The organism is Vallitalea maricola, from assembly GCF_036985595.1.
In the GTDB taxonomy this organism is placed as follows: domain Bacteria; phylum Bacillota; class Clostridia; order Lachnospirales; family Vallitaleaceae; genus Vallitalea; species Vallitalea maricola.
Genome location: NZ_BTPU01000111.1, coordinates 1 through 20738, shown reverse-complemented (window position 1 = coordinate 20738; position 20738 = coordinate 1). Strand labels below are relative to the sequence as shown.

General features: G+C 32.3%; 16 protein-coding genes. 11 read left to right on the top strand and 5 right to left on the bottom strand.

What is annotated here, in order from left to right; translation table 11 throughout:
- Nucleotides 1-203 precede the first annotated feature (203 nt).
- Together AACQ14_RS23135 and radA are read left to right on the top strand one after the other, a co-directional pair.
- Nucleotides 204-1154, top strand: coding sequence for an MraY family glycosyltransferase (locus tag AACQ14_RS23135; protein ID WP_273320686.1), 951 nt, complete (start codon nucleotides 204-206; stop codon nucleotides 1152-1154).
- A gap of 13 nt (nucleotides 1155-1167) precedes the next feature.
- Entirely contained in the window at nucleotides 1168-2526 is a 1359-nt protein-coding gene (gene radA / locus AACQ14_RS23130) for a DNA repair protein RadA (protein ID WP_339365918.1), read from the top strand.
- Between the two features lie 143 nt (nucleotides 2527-2669).
- On the opposite strand, the gene AACQ14_RS23125 is transcribed toward radA, so the two are convergent.
- Nucleotides 2670-3296 carry an HAD family hydrolase gene (locus tag AACQ14_RS23125; RefSeq protein ID WP_339365917.1) on the bottom strand — a complete coding sequence of 209 codons (627 nt, stop codon included), beginning with the start codon at nucleotides 3294-3296 and terminating at the stop codon, nucleotides 2670-2672.
- 533 nt (nucleotides 3297-3829) lie between these two features.
- Here AACQ14_RS23125 and frlC point away from each other — a divergent pair.
- The 3 genes from frlC (at nucleotide 3830) to AACQ14_RS23110 (ending at nucleotide 7277) form a co-directional block, all read left to right on the top strand.
- Nucleotides 3830-4651, top strand: coding sequence for a fructoselysine 3-epimerase (gene frlC, locus AACQ14_RS23120; protein ID WP_339365916.1), 822 nt, complete (start codon nucleotides 3830-3832; stop codon nucleotides 4649-4651).
- A 283-nt stretch (nucleotides 4652-4934) separates the two neighbouring features.
- Nucleotides 4935-5747 carry a BtpA/SgcQ family protein gene (locus tag AACQ14_RS23115; protein ID WP_339365915.1) on the top strand — a complete coding sequence of 271 codons (813 nt, stop codon included), beginning with the start codon at nucleotides 4935-4937 and terminating at the stop codon, nucleotides 5745-5747.
- A gap of 12 nt (nucleotides 5748-5759) precedes the next feature.
- On the top strand, nucleotides 5760-7277 hold the full coding sequence (locus tag AACQ14_RS23110) for an FGGY-family carbohydrate kinase (protein WP_339365914.1): 1518 nt from the start codon (nucleotides 5760-5762) through the stop codon (nucleotides 7275-7277).
- 126 nt (nucleotides 7278-7403) lie between these two features.
- Here AACQ14_RS23110 and AACQ14_RS23105 read toward each other — a convergent pair whose 3' ends face one another.
- Both AACQ14_RS23105 and AACQ14_RS23100 read right to left on the bottom strand, forming a co-directional pair.
- Nucleotides 7404-7814, bottom strand: coding sequence for a nucleoside triphosphate pyrophosphohydrolase family protein (locus tag AACQ14_RS23105; protein ID WP_339365913.1), 411 nt, complete (start codon nucleotides 7812-7814; stop codon nucleotides 7404-7406).
- Between the two features lie 233 nt (nucleotides 7815-8047).
- Nucleotides 8048-9802 carry a M3 family oligoendopeptidase gene (locus tag AACQ14_RS23100; RefSeq protein WP_339365912.1) on the bottom strand — a complete coding sequence of 585 codons (1755 nt, stop codon included), beginning with the start codon at nucleotides 9800-9802 and terminating at the stop codon, nucleotides 8048-8050.
- Between the two features lie 229 nt (nucleotides 9803-10031).
- On the opposite strand from AACQ14_RS23100, the gene AACQ14_RS23095 reads away from it, so the two are divergent.
- Both AACQ14_RS23095 and AACQ14_RS23090 read left to right on the top strand, forming a co-directional pair.
- Nucleotides 10032-10874 (top strand): hypothetical protein, encoded by an 843-nt coding sequence (locus AACQ14_RS23095; protein ID WP_339365911.1) that lies wholly within the window; start codon nucleotides 10032-10034, stop codon nucleotides 10872-10874.
- Nucleotides 10875-10897: 23 nt separating this feature from the next.
- Nucleotides 10898-12058: an amidohydrolase gene (locus AACQ14_RS23090; protein WP_339365910.1), complete on the top strand. Its 1161-nt coding sequence runs from the start codon at nucleotides 10898-10900 to the stop codon at nucleotides 12056-12058.
- A 169-nt stretch (nucleotides 12059-12227) separates the two neighbouring features.
- Here the strand turns inward: AACQ14_RS23090 and AACQ14_RS23085 are convergent, their stop codons facing one another.
- Complete coding sequence (locus AACQ14_RS23085) at nucleotides 12228-13112, bottom strand: LysR family transcriptional regulator (protein WP_339365909.1); 885 nt, start codon at nucleotides 13110-13112, stop codon at nucleotides 12228-12230.
- Nucleotides 13113-13212: 100 nt separating this feature from the next.
- On the opposite strand from AACQ14_RS23085, the gene AACQ14_RS23080 reads away from it, so the two are divergent.
- A complete protein-coding gene (locus AACQ14_RS23080; RefSeq protein ID WP_339365908.1) occupies nucleotides 13213-16983 on the top strand; it encodes a phosphoribosylformylglycinamidine synthase in 3771 nt (1256 codons plus the stop codon).
- 285 nt (nucleotides 16984-17268) lie between these two features.
- Entirely contained in the window at nucleotides 17269-18873 is a 1605-nt protein-coding gene (locus AACQ14_RS23075) for a PLAT/LH2 domain-containing protein (RefSeq protein ID WP_339365907.1), read from the top strand.
- A gap of 142 nt (nucleotides 18874-19015) precedes the next feature.
- Here the strand turns inward: AACQ14_RS23075 and AACQ14_RS23070 are convergent, their stop codons facing one another.
- Nucleotides 19016-19627, bottom strand: coding sequence for a sugar O-acetyltransferase (locus AACQ14_RS23070; RefSeq protein WP_339365906.1), 612 nt, complete (start codon nucleotides 19625-19627; stop codon nucleotides 19016-19018).
- A gap of 111 nt (nucleotides 19628-19738) precedes the next feature.
- On the opposite strand from AACQ14_RS23070, the gene AACQ14_RS23065 reads away from it, so the two are divergent.
- Both AACQ14_RS23065 and AACQ14_RS23060 read left to right on the top strand, forming a co-directional pair.
- Complete coding sequence (locus AACQ14_RS23065; protein WP_339365905.1) at nucleotides 19739-20428, top strand: response regulator transcription factor; 690 nt, start codon at nucleotides 19739-19741, stop codon at nucleotides 20426-20428.
- The coding region (locus AACQ14_RS23060) for a hypothetical protein (protein ID WP_339365904.1) at nucleotides 20425-20738 on the top strand (314 nt) is incomplete at its 3' end. The genes AACQ14_RS23065 and AACQ14_RS23060, both read left to right, overlap by 4 nt.

Here is a 20738-nt window from a genome sequence, read left to right as displayed (position 1 = left end):
TCCAACTTAGCTGGAAAAGTAAGTTTTAGTGTTGATTTTTCTAGTTGTGAAATGCAAAGCGTAACAATAAAAAAAGCATAAAAATCTAGGACAGCTTAAGGGCTGTCCTTTGTTATGGAAAAAAATAAGATGTGAAATTGGCATATCCTTGTAAAAATAATTGTTTTATGATATTATTTTTTTGTGCAAATGAGGAGGATTATATGAATTACTTTATAGCTTTTTTGACAGCTTTTTTAATCGTGTATCTATTAATTCCACAACTAAAGAAATTCGCAATAAAAATTGATTTTGTTGATAAACCAACATCTAGGAAAATCCATAAAAACCCTGTTCCAGGGTTAGCAGGAATAGCAATCTTTCTAGGTTTTATAGTTACTTATCTGTTCTTCAATGGAGGAATAAACAGCAAATCCATAGCATTACTTATTGGTTCATTGATGATTTTATCCATTGGTATCATTGATGACTGGTTTAAAACCAAGAGAAAAGAATTTCCAGCGTTACCTAAATTTATTGTACAAATGGGTGCAGCTGTTGTTGCCTATCAATCAGGCATGGTTTTTTATGGTTTTACAAATCCAATAACACATGAATATGTTCTACTGCCTGTGATACTACAGTTTATATTAACTGTCACATGGATATTTGGTGTTACAACAGTTATTAATTTTATTGATGGTTTAGACGGTTTAGCTGGTGGTATTTCCGCCATATCTGCTGTAACATTATTTATTGTTGCATTAGCAAAAGGTCAGGTAAATTCAGCCATGATGGCTATTATATTAACTGGTGTACTTATAGGATATTTGAGATATAATAAGCAACCCGCACAAATATATATGGGCGATGCAGGTGCAACTTTTATAGGATATATATTAGGAGTTATAGCGTTGGATGGAGCATTTAAGCAAGCAACCGTTTTATCTTTACTTATACCAATTCTTGCATTAGGTGTACCTATATTTGATAATATTTTTGTAGTAATAAAACGCTTTTTAGAAGGAAAATCTGTATATAAGGCAGATAGAAGTCAAGTTCATTACAGACTTTTATCAGCAGGATTAAATCAAAAACAAGTAGTTACATTTCTATGTTTAGTTAATTTTTGCATGGGATTGATATCAATAATTCTATTGTTGTTGAAAGTTTAATAGGGAGGACGTTATGGCAAAGCAGAAAAGTGTATTTGTATGTCAAGAATGTGGTAACGAGTCAGCAAAGTGGATGGGACAATGTCCAGCATGTAAACAGTGGAACACATTTGTTGAAGAAGTCAAGATAAAAACAAAGAATGTGCATAGCAATAATGATATAGATATTAAGAATAAGCCTAAAAAGCTTTCATGTATAGAAATGAACGAAGAAGAAAGAGTATCAACCAAGATTAGTGAATTAGACCGTGTACTTGGCGGAGGAATAGTAAAAGGTTCACTGACTTTGGTTGGCGGTGATCCAGGGATAGGAAAATCAACATTATTGCTGCAAATGTGTCAATATCTCTGCGGACAAGATATAGACGTCTTATACATATCAGGAGAAGAATCCCTGCAACAAATAAAAATGAGGGCAGATAGATTAGAAGTTAATGGAGAAAGGTTGACTCTATACACTGAAACCAATCTCTCATTATGTATCAAAGCTATCAAGGAATTACAACCAAGTGTAGTAATAGTTGATTCCATCCAGACCATCTTTAGTGATGATATAACATCAGCTGCTGGAAGCGTAAGTCAAGTCAGAGAGGTTACATCCTCATTAATGAAAGTTGCCAAAGGACTTGGAGTATCAACATTCATTGTTGGACATGTAACTAAAGAAGGTGCTATAGCTGGACCCCGTGTATTAGAACATATGGTGGATACGGTATTATACTTTGAAGGGGTTAGAAGTGCATCTTACAGAGTACTTAGAGCTGTCAAAAACAGATTCGGCTCGACTAATGAAATAGGTGTATTCGAGATGAGAGATAAAGGATTAGAAGAAGTCCCCAATCCATCAGAATATATGCTAACAGGCAGACCACTTAACAGCCCCGGTTCTATAGTAACCTGCTGTATGGAAGGAACCAGACCTATGCTAGTTGAAGTACAAGCATTAATGAGTCCCACTAATTTTGGTATGCCAAGACGTACGGCAACAGGAACGGATTACAATAGGGTTGTACTTCTTATGGCTGTACTCGAAAAAAAAATAGGCATGCAGTTGGCAAGCTATGATGGTTATGTGAATATCGCTGGAGGACTGAAGATCACAGAACCCGCTCTTGACCTTGGCATCATATGTGCCATTGCATCAAGCTTTAAAAATATACCAATAAACCCTAAGACTGTTATTATGGGCGAGGTCGGTCTTACTGGTGAGGTTAGAGGGATTACAATGGCAGAACAAAGAATACTTGAATCCAAGAAATTAGGTTTTGAGTCATGTATTATATCAAAGGCTAATGTGAAAGGTATTAACAATGATGGTATTAAGGTAATAGGGGTTCAGAATGTTGCCGAGGCTTTGAATTATATTTTTTAGTGGCAGTTAAAAAAATATATATGCAAATACAAGAAAAAGGGCTGTGGGAAAATGTATCTTCCTACAGCCCCTATCTAAACCAATTCTTCAAAAAATTATGAAAAAGGTATATATTTTTGGTCTAAATACAGAATTTATCATTGTCAAAAAGCTAATTTTAGCAATTCTTTTGGATGAGATAAGGAATATTGAGCAACGATACCTGTTGTATCTTGTGCACCCCATAAAGCAAGAGCAAAATCCACATTTGCAGCATGGGCACATTTCATATCATGGATGGTATCACCTATGTATATTGCTTCCCAAGGATTTGTGCTGGTTTTTTCCAAATAATGAAGCAGTGGTTCAGGATGAGGCTTATGATTGACGGTTTCTTCCAAACAAATAATTGAATTAAAATAATCTTCAGACAGGTTAAGTATTTTAAAATCTCTATTTTTCTCTGAAATCTCTTTTGAAGTGACTATACCAAGGTTAATTCCCTTGGCTTTTAATGCTTCTAGAGTATCAATTATCCCATCAAACATTTTTGAAGTTTTAATAAAATATTCCTGATACAATTCATCCCATCTAAGAACACAAGCATTTTGATGTTTAATGTTTAATGATTTTATTGAGTTTTTCCCGGGTATACCTAATGCAAAATATAATTTATTTAATGGAATATTTTTATGTTCTACTTCCAAAATAGCTTGCTGTAAAGAATATAGTACAGCTTTCGAGGTATCTATAAGTGTCCCATCTACATCAAAAATAATTGTTTTATACATCTGATAACCTCCATTTTCTTAATATTGTAACGGATTATCCAAAATTAAAGATTGTTGAGTAATTTAAGTATATAAAAAATGGGTGCACTTGTCAATATTGGTATATAAAAAAGGAAATTATATATGTAATTATCATTATATGACGAATAACTTGGTAAAAAGTTATAAAAAAAGTATAGTTGCATTTGTATAATATTGATATATTGACTATTTTAAAGAGAGGTGATATACTGAAATTGAGAAAAGTGGTTTAAAAATACCAAAAACATATCTACTGTTAAAATAACTGTAGATAACAATATAAAGGAGGGGAGAAGACAGCAGAGGTTTTTGAACCATGAAGGAAGATATGTGAGTATATTTATATTCGTTCTAACAGAGAAACTGAGCAATTATTTAAAATACGACATAAATAGGCAGGTACTCTTTATGTTCTGCAACTTTTAATTAAACTGAAGACCATAATCCAGATGATCGACGTTATTATGGGGGCTTAATCATATTAAGGTATTTAATGATGAAAGGAGCTTGTTATGAAATTAGGAATGTTTACTTTAGGATATATGAGAAATCCATTGGAAGACGCATTTAAAGATGCGAAACGCTTTGGGTATGATGGTATTGAAATATGGGGCGGTAGGCCACATGCATATGCTCCTGATCTTAAAAATGGGGATATAAAACAACTTAAAAGCTTTGTGGAATATTATGGTGTGCCTATTATAGGTTACACTCCTGAAATAAATGCATACCCTTACAATATGATGATTGGTGACGAAAAAATGCGTCGAGATTCTATTGACTATATCAAGTTATCTATGGATATGGCAAAGGAAATGGGAGCAGGTTTTACTTTGATTTCTGCTTCGCATGCTGGGTATTATGCAACTACTGAAGAAATCTGGGAAAGATTAATGTTGAATATTAGAGAGCTTACTGATTATGCAGAACAATTAGATCATAAGCTGATTTTAGAAGCGCTGACTCCTTATGAATCTAACGTTGTGAAGAGTGCGAATGATCTTGTTGAGGTATTCAAACAAATTCCTTCCAATCATTTAGCGGGTATGTGTGATATTGTACCGCCATATGTTCAGCACGAGTCAATTATGACTTATTTCGATAAGCTTGGTGAAAAAATGCAGCATATGCATATCATTGATAGCGATGGTAGCAGTGATACTCATGTAATGCCGGGTGAAGGTAATCTTCCACTTCAGGAACTATTGGAAGAATTGAAAGAAATAAATTATCAAGGATATTTAACAATTGAGCTAGTAACAGCCTATATAAATGAACCACGCCTATATACTAAACGAGCAATTAATAATGTTAAAGCAATGCTAGGTGAGTAATTATCAAACAAAAGGGGATATAGGTTAATAAAAATATGATCATCTATATCACTCAAGTGCATAAAACAAATTAGAAGAGGCAAATTCAAACATAAAGTGGTATAAAAATGATTGCTACTTATATAATATTTTGCAATTCTATGCAACTGTAACGTATTATATAAGGAATATACGAAAGGGGAGGTTCCACAAGCGTTTGAGATCACGATAGTTATGATTGAATCAAACTTCTTAAAAATATGAAAAAACGGTTATTAAAATAGATAAGGAGTAGTTGAATATTATGTTATGGACTGAAGAATTATTTAAAGTTAAGAAACCAATAATTGGTATGTTACATATTCGAGCGTTACCGGGAGATCCCGCTTTTAAAAGAGAGGATACCATGCAGGATGTTGTGGCACAAGCTAGAAAAGATCTTATCAGTTTACAAGATGGAGGTACTGATGGTATATTATTCTCTAACGAGTATAGCTTACCTTATCAAAGAAAAATGGATTTTGTTACACCATGTGCTATGGCTAGAGTAATAGGTGAGGTTATGAGTGAGATTCGAGTACCTTTTGGAGTTGACTGTATTTCCGATGCAAGAGCAACCATTGAGCTTGCAGCAGCGGTAGATGCGGATTTTGTAAGGGGAACATTCTCTGGTGTTTATGTAGGTGATGGTGGATTCTATAATAATGATTTTTCTAATATTCTTAGACGTAAAGCTAATTTAGGTTTGGATAAACTAAAAATGCTTTATTTCTTGAATCCCGAATCAGATATTAATCTTGATACAAGAAAACTATCGGATATTGCAAAATCTCTTATTTTTAAAGCTTCACCTGACGGTTTGTGTATATCTGCTTCTGCAGCAGGCCAAGAAGTTAGTACAGAATTAATGCAAACGGTAAAAGGTGTTTCTGAAAAAGTTGCAATTTTTTGTAATACAGGTTGCAAAATAGATAATGTTACAGAAAAGCTATCTTCGGCAGATGCAGCCTGTGTTGGAACTACATTTAAGTATGATGGTGATTTTTACCAATCTGTTGATGTAAAGAGAGTTACTGAATTTATGGATAGGGTAAAGGAATACAGAGAAACATTGTAAAGGAGAATGTATATGAAAAAATCATATTTTATGGGTATAGATACTGGTACTTATGAAAGTAAAGGTATTATCATAGATAATGAATTGAATGTTATTGCAACGCATACTGCTGCTCATGGAATGGAGAATCCAAAACCTAACTATTTTGAGCATGATGCAGATAAAGTCTGGTGGCATGATTTTTGTTTGATTTCTAATGCTTTATTAGAGAAAACAGGTTTAGATAATGGCGACATTATTTCAGTAGGTGCAAGTGCGTTAGGTGCGGATTGTCTGCCTGTTGATGAAAATTGCAATCCTTTGCGTAAAGCAATTTTATATGGTATAGATGCAAGAGCTACCCAAGAAATGAAATACCTGACAGAATATTTTGGAGAAGAACAAATTAAGACTTGGTTTGGAAGACCATTATGTTCCTCTGATGTTATGCCTAAAATTTTATGGATCAAAAATAATGAACCTGATATATATGCCAAAACCTATAAATTCTTAACAGGATCTTCTTTTATTACGGCAAAGTTAACAGGCAATTATACAGTTGATAGATTTTTGGGATTGGCATCTTTTAATCCTCTTTATCATTCCGACGGTACTCCAAATCCCGAAACCTGTAAACCAATTTGCAGACCTAATCAATTGGCTGATGTCATGTCTACCATTGATATAGCGGGTTATGTAACAGAGAAAGCAGCTCAAGAAACAGGCTTGAAAGCCGGTACTCCTGTCATTGTTGGAACAGATGATGCAGGTGCTGAAGCAATTAGTACAGGTGTATTACAGCCTGGTGATATGATGCTCATGTTTGGTTCCTCATTATATATGATTCTTTGTACAGATAAGCTGGTAGATGATGATAGAATTTGGCGGGAAGAGTTTATTATTCCTAATACTTTTGATATTTCAGCAGGTACAAATGCTGCAGGTACATTAACAAGATGGTATCGTGATAATATTTTTCCAGAATGTTTGGAAATAGAAAAACAAAGAGGTGTTAATGCATATACTGAGATGATGAAGGGGATAGAACAAATTCCAGCAGGTTCTGATGGATTAATTACTCTGCCATATTTTGCTGGTGAAAGAACCCCTATCAATGATCCATTAGCAAAGGGTGTTCTATTTGGATTAAAGCTCAGTCATACAAAACAACATATGTATCGTTCAGCATTGGAGGCTGTTGGTTATTCTATTGCACAGCATTTTAAAATTTTTCAAGAACATAGTGTAGCTGTTAATAAAATTATGGCTGTTGGTGGAGGGACAAAGAATCCACAATGGATGCAGATGATTTCTGATATTACAGGTGAAACTATTCATACAGCAAGTATAACCATTGGAGCATCCTTTGGTGATGCAATGATGGCTGCTATGGGTATTCATTATTTTGACAGCTTTGAAGAGCTTTCGTCTGTTATTAAGTCAGGCAATACGTATACACCAAATGTGAAAAATCATAAGGTTTACCAGCACTATCTTGGAATTTTTGAGGAGCTTTATACGTCAACAAAGGCATTAATGCATAAATTATAATAACCGAATAAATAGCCTTAAGGCATGATTTTTATATTTTATAGGAATCATGCCTTATCATCTATAATTAAAAGAGAAATTTTTAAGAAGCTTTCTGAAGGAACTGGAACTAACATCGTTATGGAATCATTCAATATTAAACTTACCCAGTAAGTTGATTTTGTCGATTTCTTTTAAAAGTACATCATTAAGTTTTAAATCAAATGAATTGCTTATACATGCTAGATAATATAGGCAGCTTCCAAGATCTTTTTCTATCCGATCCTTACAATCCTCACATAATTCCCCAGAAATATGATGAGGATCCAGTAGCTTAATCATATCCAAATTAATATCTTCATTATAAGAATAGAGCTTATTATTGGCATTAATCTCAATGCACCCACAATAAGTACAAGCTCTGATAATATTTTTATTAAGCTTAGCAGCCACTTCTTGTAATTTAGCTAATTGATCAAGTATGTTTTTATTAAAATAATCGTTTTCTTTAACTGTACATTGAAATTTTTCTGTTATTGTATGATTTAGATTAGACACAAGATCACCCCGTTTAACATTATAATAATATATTACCATATATTTACAATATATAAAAGAGCTTATTTATAAAATTTTGAGAAAATTAAAAGAGAATTCTATCCTTACACCATAAATGTCTAAAAATGACAAAATATCGGTTTCTGAATAGAATTCTATTATAATAAGAAAGTTATATCTAATTCAACTTATATAGTATAATCAAGTATTATCTTGTGTTATAAATACTCTTTCTATAATGCCAAAAACTTATCAATATCTTTTTTTACTATTTCAAGAGAACTTCTCCAGAAATCAACATTATGAGAGTCGATATCCATAATAGCTAATACGTCTTTAACATCATTCTTTCCTGTTGCTTCAAGAAGTTTATCATACTTAGGTATGAAATCATTACCCATTTCAAGATACTTAGCATATAAACCTTTTGCAAATAATAAACCAAAAGCATAAGGGAAGTTATAGAAATTAGCATCAAAATAATAATAGTGAGGTTTACAATTCCACATATATGGATGTAATACATCATGGTCAAGTCCGTTACCATAAGCTTCTTTTTGAGCCTCTAACATAATCTCTTTTAATTCATCCACTGATAAGGAAGCATCTTTTCTATTTTCAAATAATGCAGTTTCAAATAGATAGCGACTATATATATCAACAATTGTTTGATTAGAACCCATGATATCAGTTTCCAAAATAACAAGAGCCTCTTCATCTGTTGCATTCTTGAGAGCCGCATTCATAACTATAGTCTCACAGAAAATAGAAGCAGTCTCAGCTATTGGCATTGGGTAATCACTATTCAAGCTTGATTCATCTTTCAAGCAGTCACCATGATATCCATGTCCAAGTTCATGAGCTAATGTAGTAACATCGTTAAGACTTCCAGAGAAGTTAGCCATGATTCTACTTTCTTTTATACAATGAAGATTGCTGCAATAAGCTCCACCTATCTTACCTTTTCTAGGTTCTGCATCAATCCATCTGTTTTCAAATGCATTGTCAGCAAAGTTACCAAGTTTATTACTGAAGGAGCTGAAGTTTTTAACAATAAAATCTCTTGCTTCTTCAAATGTATATGACATATCAACTTCACCTACTGGAGCGAATAAGTCATAGAATGGAAGAGAACCTTCATGTCCAAGCATCTTAGCTTTCTTCTTAAGATATTTATGGAAATGAGGTAAATATTCTTTTATAGCTGTCATCATAGCATCTAGAGTTTCTTTATCCATTCTTGCACCAACAAGTGTCATATCAAGAGGTGATTCATAACCTCTTTTTTTAGCTATAGTGATAACTTCTCCTTTAATAGCATTAAGACAAGCTGCTGAAGATTGATCAATCTTTTCATATGCCTTTAACTCAGCTTCATAAGCTTTTTTTCTTTTTTTAGCTGATGGGTCATAAGCATAATTTCTAATTACGGTCAATGGTAATTTCTCATCTTCATAATCAACCAATAATGAAGATGTAACAGTATCTTGTAATTTAGCCCAAGCATTAGAACCTGTATTCTGCATTTCAGCTATTAGCTGCTCTTCTGCATCACTTAATAAATACTTTGATAATCTCTTGCTACTTTTGATAATGAATTCATGTTCTTTTAACATATCTGATGAAGCAATGATATCATCAAGATTTTCTAAATCACTAATCCATTTTTGAAACTTCACATCAATAATAGTTAGTTTAGGAAGGTAACTCTCTACTCTTTCCATTTGTTTTAGAGCTGTTACATTTTTAGTATCAACACTATAAGTTAAATAACCATAATCATATAATCTGCTTATACAATTCTCTATATTGTTTTTGTTTTCTAGATATTTTTCAAGCTTATCTTTAGCATTATCAGTATCTGTAAAATTAGTATTTACAAAATCTGTAGTGTCTTTTATTAGTTTATCTACAAGCTGAAAGTCATTTTTTAATTCCTCACACTCGAAAGAAGTGTATAGTTTGTTGAGATTCCATCTCATATTCATATTTGTTCCCTCCTAGATATAAATTTTCATTAGAACTATTATATTGTAGTATTATAACAGTTATATCCTCCTAACAATCTAATTCTAACACAAAATATCATTTTTTCTATAACAATTTGGAAAATAATTGAATTATTTTTATAAACTAATGTTTTTTTATTGATAGGTAAACAAGCCTCTAGTATAATAACAATAGAACAATTATTTAAAAGAGTAGGAGGAACAAAATATGCCATGGTGTCCAAAATGTAAATGTGAATATGAAGAAGGTGTCAAACTATGTGCTGATTGTAAAATTGAACTAGTTGACAGCTTAGAAGATATTATTGAGTGGAAACCATTAATAAAGACAACTGAGGAAGAACAAATTATTCAAGTAAAAGAATATCTAGAATACAGTGGTATAAAAAAAGTAAAATATGAAAAAATTGAAGACGAAGATGGAGAGGAAGAAAATCAATACTACTATGCTATCTTTGTCACCGAAAAAGAACTAGAAGAATCAATCAAATTTCTAAAAGGTTACATGCTTACAAAAGCAGAAGAAAAAAAGGAACAAGAGACCGAAGAAGATGAGGAAGAAGAAATAACCAATGAGTATGAAACAGAAAACTATAACGATGATACAGCCTTAAAAGACCTAAAATCAAGTGTTTATACATTTGGAGTAATAGGAGCTGCCCTCGTAGTAGTAAGTATCTTATCTTTATTGGAAGTTATAGTAATTAACTTTAGCAACAAATACTTATTTTCAGGTTTACTACTAGCAATAGGTATAGCATTTGTCATAGTAGCAATAAACAGTGCAAAAAGAATTAGTAGAGAATCAAATAAAATGACTAATAGAGATAATGATATCAACAAAATAATAGAATGGTTCGGAGACAATTACAATCTGGACGATTTCGCAGATAAATATCAACTGAATTTTGAAGGCTTAGATGAAGGAGCTATTTATTATATCGTAATGGATAAACTAAAATTAATTATCAGTAACCAATTTGTAGAAATGGATAAAAAGATAGTCAATACTGCTTCTGAGATTATCTATGAAAAAATGAACACACAATAGTAAAAGGTTGGAGGAGTGGTATATTGAACGATTTATCTTTTGAGCTTGGAACATATGTTACAGAACTTAGACGTTATTTCCACCAAAACCCAGAGTTGAGCCTAAACGAATATAATACTAACAAAAAGATTATTCAAGAACTAGAATCCATAGGAGTTCCTTACTATACTATATGTAATACAGGAGTTGTAGCAACTATTCATGGCAAACCCGGAAAAACTGTTGCCCTACGAGCAGATATTGATGCCCTCCCTATAGAAGAAAAAAATGATGTCAGCTATAGGTCTAAAACTCATGGCGTAATGCATGCATGTGGACATGATGCTCATACCGCTATGTTACTTGGTGCCGTAAAAATTCTAAACGAAAACAAAGACAATATTAATGGCTCCATAAAAGTAATTTTTCAGCCCGCAGAAGAAACTGGTGAAGCAACCCAAGATATAGTCGCAACTGGCATATTAAACAATGTAGACTCTATATTCGCTATTCATGTCATCACCGATCTTCCAACTGGAAAAATATCAATTGAAAGCGGTCCACGTATGGCAGGTGTCGACGACTTCACTATAACAATAACAGGATCCGGCGGACACGGAGCACTACCTCATCTAGGTACTGATGCAATCGTAGCTGCCTCTAATCTTGTAGTCAATTTACAGGAGATAATATCTCGTGAAATTAATCCATTAGACTCAGCAGTTATAACTATTGGAAAATTCGACGCTGGAGTCAAAGCAAATATTTTAGCCTCAAAGGCTGTCCTATATGGCTGCCTAAGATCCTTTAGCGTTGACACAAGAGATTATTGTAAACAAGCATTACTTAGAATAGCTACACATACAACACAAATGTATAATACATCAGCAAATATTAACTATACCAAATCTCTACTACCAGTAATCAATGACATATATTGTAGTGAAATAGCCAAAAAAGCAGTAAAAAAAATAGCAGGCGAACAAGCACTAAGCCTAAAACCCAAAATGACAGCCTCCGAAGACTTCTCCCGCTACTTAGAACAAGTCCCAGGAGTTTTCGCCTTCTTAGGCGTTTGTGACGGAACCCCCAACACATCCTACCCACTTCACCACGACTGCTTCCAAATTGACGAAAAAGCACTACAACTTGGCAGCAAACTATACGCACAATACGCCCTAGAATTCCTACAAAACACCAAATGATTTATAAAGAAATCCTTAATAATAGATGCTACATATTATAGTTACCCGACATATCGTCCGAAGGGTATAAGGGATTAGAATAACGCAGACCGATCGCTTCCCAGAGTAAGGCAAGTTATTCTAATCCCTTATACCCTGACCCTTTTGTACCATCTATTACCACCCCCAGCTACTCTAAAATAAAATCAACAAACTTCCTCCCCGCAATCGACAACGGAATATTCTTCTTACTAACTATCCCAAGACTCCTCTCACTCAACACCTCCCTAGTCTTTATCTCAAAAACATCCTTCAATAATTGATCATCTATACAATAATCCGGCACCAAAGAAATCCCAAGATTAATCTTAGCCAACTCCACAAGCAAATCAATACTAGTAAGCTCTATCTCAGGAGATAAAACAAGCCCCTTAGACTCAAAAACCCCATTTATATACTGACTAGTTGTAGTATTCTTCTCCAACATCAACAAAGGATATTTCATCAATTCTTTCAAAGACACACTTTTATTCTCAAGTTCTTTAAAATCATTTCCACCAATAAAAACATCACTAAACTTATAAAACTCCCTAACCACCAAAGAACTACCAATATTCCTATTAGGAAGATTAGTAACAATAAAATCCACACTACCTTGCTTTAACAAATCCACACATTTGATTGATGTTCTATTAGTAACCTGTAAATGAATATTAGGATAGACCGAATGGAATTTCTTGAAATAAGGCAAAAGAATATATTTACAAATAGTATCACTGGCACCTATATGAATCTTCCCTTGATTAAGACTCCTTGTCTCCATAATGTTATTTTCACCATTATGAATTAAATTAATAGCCGGTTCAATATGCTGTAACAAAAGACTGCCCTCATGAGTAAGAGTCACCCTCTTGGTATTACGATTAAACAAAGTTGTATTAAGATTCTTTTCAAGAGTTTTAATAGATTGACTAACTGCCGATTGAGAAATAAAGAGCTTAGTAGATGCTTCAGAAAAACTTAAAGTAGTAGCTACATAATAAAAAACTTTGTAAAGCTCCAGATTAATATTCATTTATTAATTCTCCTTATAAGTAATATTAGTATTATTAATTTTACTTAATAATCATAACATGGTATTATTATAATGTAAATAAAAACCTTAGGAGGTTATTATGAATACAATTAGAAGAGTTTTTGTTGAGAAAAAAATCGGTTGTAATACAGAAGCAAAACATTTGCTTAATGATCTTAGAAACAATTTGTCTTTAGATAGTTTAGATAATGTAAGAATAGTAAATCGCTATGATGTAGCCCATGTAACAGATGAAGCTTATAAAAGTGCCCTGAATACTATATTTTCAGAGCCACAAGTAGATATATTATCCCAAGAGGTAATGAACCTTAAAAACGAAGAGACAGCTTTTGCAGTAGAATATCTTCCTGGACAATATGACCAAAGAGCAGACCAAGCTGCTAGTTGTATCAAAATACTGAATGCAGACGTTAATCCTATTGTTAGAGTAGCAAAAGTAATTGTTCTACAAGGAAATATTAGTGATAAAGACTTATCAAGAGTAAAAAAATATTGCATCAATCCAGTTGACTCAAGAGAAGCAGAACTTGATAAACCAGAAACTCTAGACTTGGAATTTGATATTCCAAACACTGTTCCTTATATAGATGGATTCATATCTATGGATAAAGAGCAGATAGGGGAATTATGGAAACAATTAGGACTAGCTATGAGTACCCATGATTTATTATTTACTAGGGAATATTTTGCTAACGTAGAAAAAAGAAATCCAACCATTACAGAGATTAGAGTTCTAGATACTTATTGGTCAGATCATTGTAGACATACAACATTCTTGACAGCTATTGAGAAGGTTACTTTTGAAGATGGAAAATATAATGAGCCTGTAGAATCAACATACAAAAAATATTTAGAAGATAGAAAAGCAGTTTTAGGAGATAAAGCAGATAAAAAAGATGTTTGCCTTATGGATATAGCATTACTTGCAATGAAAAAGTTAAGAGCAGATGGCTGCCTAGATGATTTAGAAGTATCAGAGGAAATCAATGCTTGTAGTATTGTGGTAGATGTAGATGTTGATGGTAAAGATGAAGAATGGTTGGTTATGTTCAAAAATGAAACTCATAACCATCCAACAGAGATTGAACCATTTGGTGGAGCCGCAACTTGTCTTGGAGGAGCAATCAGAGACCCATTGTCAGGACGTTCATATGTTTATCAAGCAATGAGGGTTACAGGTTCAGGAGATCCAAGGACTTCACTTGACAAAACATTACCCGGGAAATTATCACAGAAAAAAATAGCCTCAGAAAGTTCTCATGGTTATAGCTCTTACGGTAATCAGATAGGACTTGCAACTGGTAAGGTTCATGAAATATATCATCCTAATTATGTTGCAAAACACATGGAAATAGGTGCTGTCATTGCAGCAGCTCCAAGAGAAAATGTTATAAGAGAGACTTCTGATGAAGGAGATATAATAATACTATTAGGTGGAAGAACAGGTAGAGATGGTTGTGGTGGAGCAACAGGTTCATCAAAAGAGCATACTGAAGATTCCATCCATACTTGTGGTGCTGAAGTACAAAAAGGAAATCCACCAACAGAAAGAAAGATTCAACGTTTGTTTAGAGACAAAAAAGTAAGCAATATGATAAAAAAATGTAATGATTTTGGAGCAGGTGGAGTTTCAGTTGCTATAGGTGAATTAGCAGATGGTCTTATTATCGACTTAGACAAAGTTCCTAAAAAATATGCAGGTCTTGATGGAACAGAACTTGCTATATCAGAGTCACAAGAAAGAATGGCTGTAGTTGTTGATAAAAATTCTGTTAATGAGTTCATTGCTTGTGCTAATAAAGAAAACTTGGAAGCTGTTGTTGTTGCCAATGTAACAAAAGAAAAAAGATTAGTGATGAATTGGAACGGAAACAGTATTGTAGATATCAGTAGAGATTTCTTAGATACTAACGGAGCAAAAGCAACAACAGATGTACATGTTCTATCACCAATACAAGAAAATAATTATTTTGTTCAAAAAGAAGAAAAAGAAGATACAGTTAAAGATAAATGGCTTGATATAATGGGAGATATCAATGTTGCATCCCAAAAAGGATTAGTAGAGAAATTTGATAGTTCCATTGGAGCTTGTAGTGTATTTATGCCTTATGGAGGTAAATATCAACTAACTCCTACTGAAACAATGGTTGCTAAGATACCATTACTAGAAGGGGATACATCTACAGGAACAGTTATGAGTTATGGTTACAACCCATATCTTATGTCATGGAGTCCTTATCATGGTTCGGTATATTCTATTGTAGAATCAATAGCTAAGATTGTTGCTACAGGTGGAGATTACAAGAAGATCAGATTCACTTTTCAAGAATATTTCAAACGTCTTGGTAAAGATAGTAGTAGATGGGGAGAACCATTTAGTGCTTTACTTGGAGCTTATCATGTTCAAGAAATATTAAACCTTCCTTCAATAGGAGGTAAGGACAGTATGTCAGGAACTTTTAATGATATAGATGTTCCACCAACGTTAGTATCATTTGCAGTAGATGTGGTAGATGTTAACAAAGTAATATCACCAGAACTTAAAAAGACAGATAGTAACCTGATATATATACCACTATCAAGAGATTCTTATGACTTACCTGATTTTGAAGAGCTTAAGAAAAATTATTCCAAGATATATGAACTTATCACTGATGGTCTAATACTATCAGCTCATACAGTTGGTTATGGTGGATTAGTAGAAGCAATATCCAAGATGGCTATGGGTAATAAAATCGGAGTAAATATTAATGACTCGATTACTACAGAAAATCTATATTCAAGAGATTATGGTAGTATATTGATAGAAATTGATGGTAACATAAAATATAATGATATATTAGATGGACTTAATTATATTCATATAGGTAATACTACATCAGAGACAGCTATTAGATATAAAAATGAACTAATAAATATTGATGAGATAATTGATACATGGACAAATACATTAGAAGATGTATATCCAACTAAAACAAAAGAGACTAATGATGTAAAAAATCAATTGTATAAAGAAAGCAAAGTATATACTTGTAAAAATAAAGTAGCTAGACCAAAAGTATTCATACCAGTATTCCCTGGGACTAATTGTGAATATGATTCAGCAAAAGCTTTTGAACAAGCTGGAGCAGATGTAGATATGTTCGTGTTCAAGAATTTAACATCAAAAGATATAAAAGATTCTATTAAAGTAATGTCTGACAAGATTAATAACAGTCAAATGGTTATGATTCCTGGAGGTTTTAGTGCTGGAGATGAACCAGAAGGTTCAGGTAAATTCATTGCAACTATATTTAGAAATGAATACATCAAGAATGCTGTGCTAGAATTATTACAAAATAGAGATGGACTTATGCTTGGTATATGTAATGGCTTCCAATCACTTATCAAGCTTGGACTTGTACCATATGGAGATATTAGGGAATTAACTAATGATGACCCAACTCTTACTTATAATACAATAGGTAGACATATATCTTGTATGGCCAATACCAAAATAGTATCAAATAAATCACCTTGGCTAGCTAATGTAAATGTTGGCGACATACATGCTATACCTGTATCACATGGTGAAGGTAGATTCATAGTGAATGAAGCTATAGCTAAAAAACTATTTGATAATGGTCAAGTAGCTACGCAATACGTAGATTTTGATGGTAATCCAACAATGGATATTAGATTCAATCCAAATGGTTCATTATACGCTATTGAAGGTATAACTAGTCCAGATGGTAGAGTTCTTGGAAAAATGGGACATTCAGAACGTATTGGAACTAATGTTGCAAACAATATAATTGGTAAAAAAGACCAAATGATATTTAAGTCAGGTGTAGAATATTTTACTAAGTAGAGTGTAGATATATTATTAAATATACTAGATGTGTAAAACATCAAATAAGCCTTCTTGTTAATAATTAGAACATATTAACAAGAAGGCTTTTGTTTTTTTGAAATAATGGATATATAGCCTTTCACAAACAATTATAATTATATAAATTTTATAAGTATATTATAAAATTGCTTCATTACATATATTTAACATAAATTTATCATGTGCTAAATTGATATATACCTCTAGCTAATGTATAATTATAGAAAATATACAAAATAATGTAAATTTAATGGAGGCCAGATTATGAAAAATATTTTGAAAAAAGCAAGTCTTTTCACAGTTGTAGTTGCCTTAATGCTACAATTAATCTCAACTTCAGTATTTGGATGGGCTAGTGAGCTTGACCAAGATCCAAACACCCATACTTTGTTGGTAACTCAAGCTTTACAAATTTTAGAAAATGACTTATGCTCAGATGACAGAAATAATAGTGAATTCATGGATGTAATTAATAAATTAAAAGCATCCATAGAAGATTTTAAACGTGGTGCTATTATGCCAGATTTTGATGACAAAAATTTCTCATTATATCAAGACCATTTCTATAATCCCTATACCAAAACAAATTTTACTGCTTCTAATGAAGGAGAACTTGCTTTTCTAGACTTTGTATATCAAACAGCAGAATATCGTTCAAAAGAATACATAGGATGGGCATTACAATATTGGAAAAGTGGAGATTACAATAATGCAATATATACTTTAGGAAATGCGATGCACTACTTTGCAGATCTATGTAATTCTCATCATGCATCAAATGCTATAGGGGGTACCCAAGAGCATATTACAAAACATAGTACCTTTGAAACCTATGTAGAAAATACTAAAAATCAATACAGTATAACCACACTAGGTGGCAATACTAGTACATCTAATTATTCAGATACATTACAAGATGAATATCTACCAGATTTTATAACTAAGGAATGTGATATGAGAGCTATAATTGGATATGAGCAATACCATAACAATTTTGTAGCCGATAATGAATCTACATGGAATGGTGTGGCAGATATTACAATGAAAAGTACCCAAAGAGGGATAGCTAGAGTTTTATATCGATTTGCAAAAGAGATTGCAAACCCATCTTCTGTATGTAGTAATACATATGATAGTGATATTACCCTTGATATTCGTGTCAAAACAAAAGATGGGGGACTAACTGATACTTATGGAACAGATAATGATATATACTTTGGTATAGAATTAAAAAATGGTAGAATGCACGAATGGAAGTTAGATAAATCAGGCTACAATGATCATGAAAAAGGTGATAATGATACATATACTGTTACATTAGAAAAATCAGCAGGCCCTGAAATAAGAAAAGCGTGGATACGAAAACAAAGAGGCTGGGAAGCAGGAACTGCTGAAGATAACTGGTATCCTGTAGAGGTAGAAGTAACAAGCAGTGATAATCAATGCCATTTCTTGAAACCTCTTAATAGTTGGTTTATAGGTAACACAGCTGTTGATATAGTTGTCTCTGAATGCAATTATATTTTGGACAAAGTTGATATTCGTATAAAAACCAAAGATGGTGGTCTATTTGATGCCTATGGAACAGATAGCGATGTATATTTTGGAGTCCAGTTAAGTGATGGTACAACTCATGAAGATTTGTTAGATAAATCAGGTTACAATGATTTTGAAAAAGGTGATAATGATTGGTATTGGGTAGAATATTCCAGATTACCTAATACTGTAATTACAAAAGTATGGTTAAAAAAAGTTGGCAGTGATGATTGGTATCCAGAGAATATCACAATAACCAATGATAATCTTACCTTCAATGCTGATATAAATCAGTGGTTTTACGATAATACCATAAAAGAATGGGTATTCTAAAAAATCATAATGTGATATACCGTTATTATTATCAGATACATAATAAAGGTAAAATGTATTATATATTAAGAACATTTACATAAACCAAAAAAACCTCACTATTGAGGTTTTTTGTTATTCTTAATAAGTATAATATAATCTATTACTTGTAATCATCAACGTCAAAAACTCTATCTTTATAATAGTATTTACGGTCAGATTCCGTTATTTCACGAATCACTTTACAAGGATTTCCTGCAGCAATCATGTTATCTGGAATATCTTTTGTAACCACACTGCCCGAACCGATTACCACGTTGTTGCCGATATTTACACCAGGATTTATAATTACGTTGCCACCAATCCAGACATTATCTCCAATAGTTACTTCTATACCATATTCATATCCAGAATTACGAGAATCTGGGTGAATAGGGTGTCCTGCTGTATAGACAGCTACATTAGGAGCAAACATTACATTCTTACCTATTCTTATTTTACCTACATCAAGCATTATACAATTATAATTTGCAAAAAAGTTTTCGCCTACTTCAATATTTTTACCATAATCACAATGAAAAGGCTGTTCTATAAAAACATGATCTCCTGATTTTCCAAGTATGCTTTTAATAGTAGATTTCATCTCTTCTGTTTTATCTGGGGATAAATTATTATATAAGTAGATTTTTTTCTTGTTTTCCATTCTTTCTTCTTCTAAACCATCTAACCATGCTTTATAAGGTAGTTCAGCGAGCATTCGTTCTTTTTGAGTCATTTGATTCACCTCTAATAATATAATTGTTTTAATAATTGTACTTAAACTTTTTTCAGTATATCATATTAAGGGTCTTAATTCTATGTTAAAATGTTGTGGGAGGAGATTGAATTGAAAAAAATAATGTTAGTGGAAGATGATAATTCTTTAGCTTATGGAATACATATTGCATTAAAATCCAATAACTATAATGTTATAATAAGTAAAACTATATCTGATGGAAAGAAAATGGTTTCCAATGAATTATTTGATTTAGTTATATTAGATATAGATCTACCAGATGGTTCAGGATATGAGCTATGTAAGTATATACGAAATAGAAGTGATGTGCCAATAATATTTCTTACTGGTTTAAACGAAGAAATTAATATAGTTACAGGTCTTGATATGGGAGCAGATGATTATATTACAAAACCTTTCAAATTAAGTGTTTTAATCTCCAGAATGAATGCTGTTTTTAGAAGGATTGATAAAAAATCTTATACAAGGTTTATATCCGGTGATATACAATTTTATCTGAATGAAGCTAGATTAACTAAGAATAATGAAGATATTTCTATATCAATCACAGAATACAAATTATTAAAGCTACTTATGGAAAATGCTCTAACTATTATTACTAAGGAACAGATTCTAAGTAACGTATGGGATGTTAATGAAAACTATGTAGATGAAAATACAATTGCAGTTAATATAAAACGTATACGGTCCAAAATTGAAGAAGATAGAACTAAACCAAAATACATAAAAACCATAAGAGGTTTGGGTTACACATGGGATTTAAGGTGTGATAAGCAATGAAAAATTTGTTGAATGATAGTAATATTAAAAAATATGTGGTGGCTTTAATAGGAGTTTATGCAGTTGTTATTTTATTAATTGCTGGAATAGATATTCTTAAAGTCTATATGGAATTTGAAATCTTGAATAGATACAAATATGTAATAGTTAAATCCTTAATTCTTTTATTAATTATAGTGAGTTCACTAATTGGATACAAAATTATTAAATACATATTCGATAGATTAAAGAGTATTGACAAGAATATAACTCTAGCTATGAATGGTAATTACAATAATACTAAGGATAAATATAATGTTCCCAAATATAG

Coding starts and splice junctions, on each gene's coding strand:
- AACQ14_RS23135 (WP_273320686.1), top strand. CDS start 204: ATGAATTACTTTATAGCTTTTTTGACAGCTTTTTTAATCGTGTATCTA.
- radA (WP_339365918.1), top strand. CDS start 1,168: ATGGCAAAGCAGAAAAGTGTATTTGTATGTCAAGAATGTGGTAACGAG.
- AACQ14_RS23125 (WP_339365917.1), bottom strand. CDS start 3,296: ATGTATAAAACAATTATTTTTGATGTAGATGGGACACTTATAGATACC.
- frlC (WP_339365916.1), top strand. CDS start 3,830: ATGAAATTAGGAATGTTTACTTTAGGATATATGAGAAATCCATTGGAA.
- AACQ14_RS23115 (WP_339365915.1), top strand. CDS start 4,935: ATGTTATGGACTGAAGAATTATTTAAAGTTAAGAAACCAATAATTGGT.
- AACQ14_RS23110 (WP_339365914.1), top strand. CDS start 5,760: ATGAAAAAATCATATTTTATGGGTATAGATACTGGTACTTATGAAAGT.
- AACQ14_RS23100 (WP_339365912.1), bottom strand. CDS start 9,802: ATGAATATGAGATGGAATCTCAACAAACTATACACTTCTTTCGAGTGT.
- AACQ14_RS23095 (WP_339365911.1), top strand. CDS start 10,032: ATGCCATGGTGTCCAAAATGTAAATGTGAATATGAAGAAGGTGTCAAA.
- AACQ14_RS23085 (WP_339365909.1), bottom strand. CDS start 13,112: ATGAATATTAATCTGGAGCTTTACAAAGTTTTTTATTATGTAGCTACT.
- AACQ14_RS23080 (WP_339365908.1), top strand. CDS start 13,213: ATGAATACAATTAGAAGAGTTTTTGTTGAGAAAAAAATCGGTTGTAAT.
- AACQ14_RS23075 (WP_339365907.1), top strand. CDS start 17,269: ATGAAAAATATTTTGAAAAAAGCAAGTCTTTTCACAGTTGTAGTTGCC.
- AACQ14_RS23070 (WP_339365906.1), bottom strand. CDS start 19,627: ATGACTCAAAAAGAACGAATGCTCGCTGAACTACCTTATAAAGCATGG.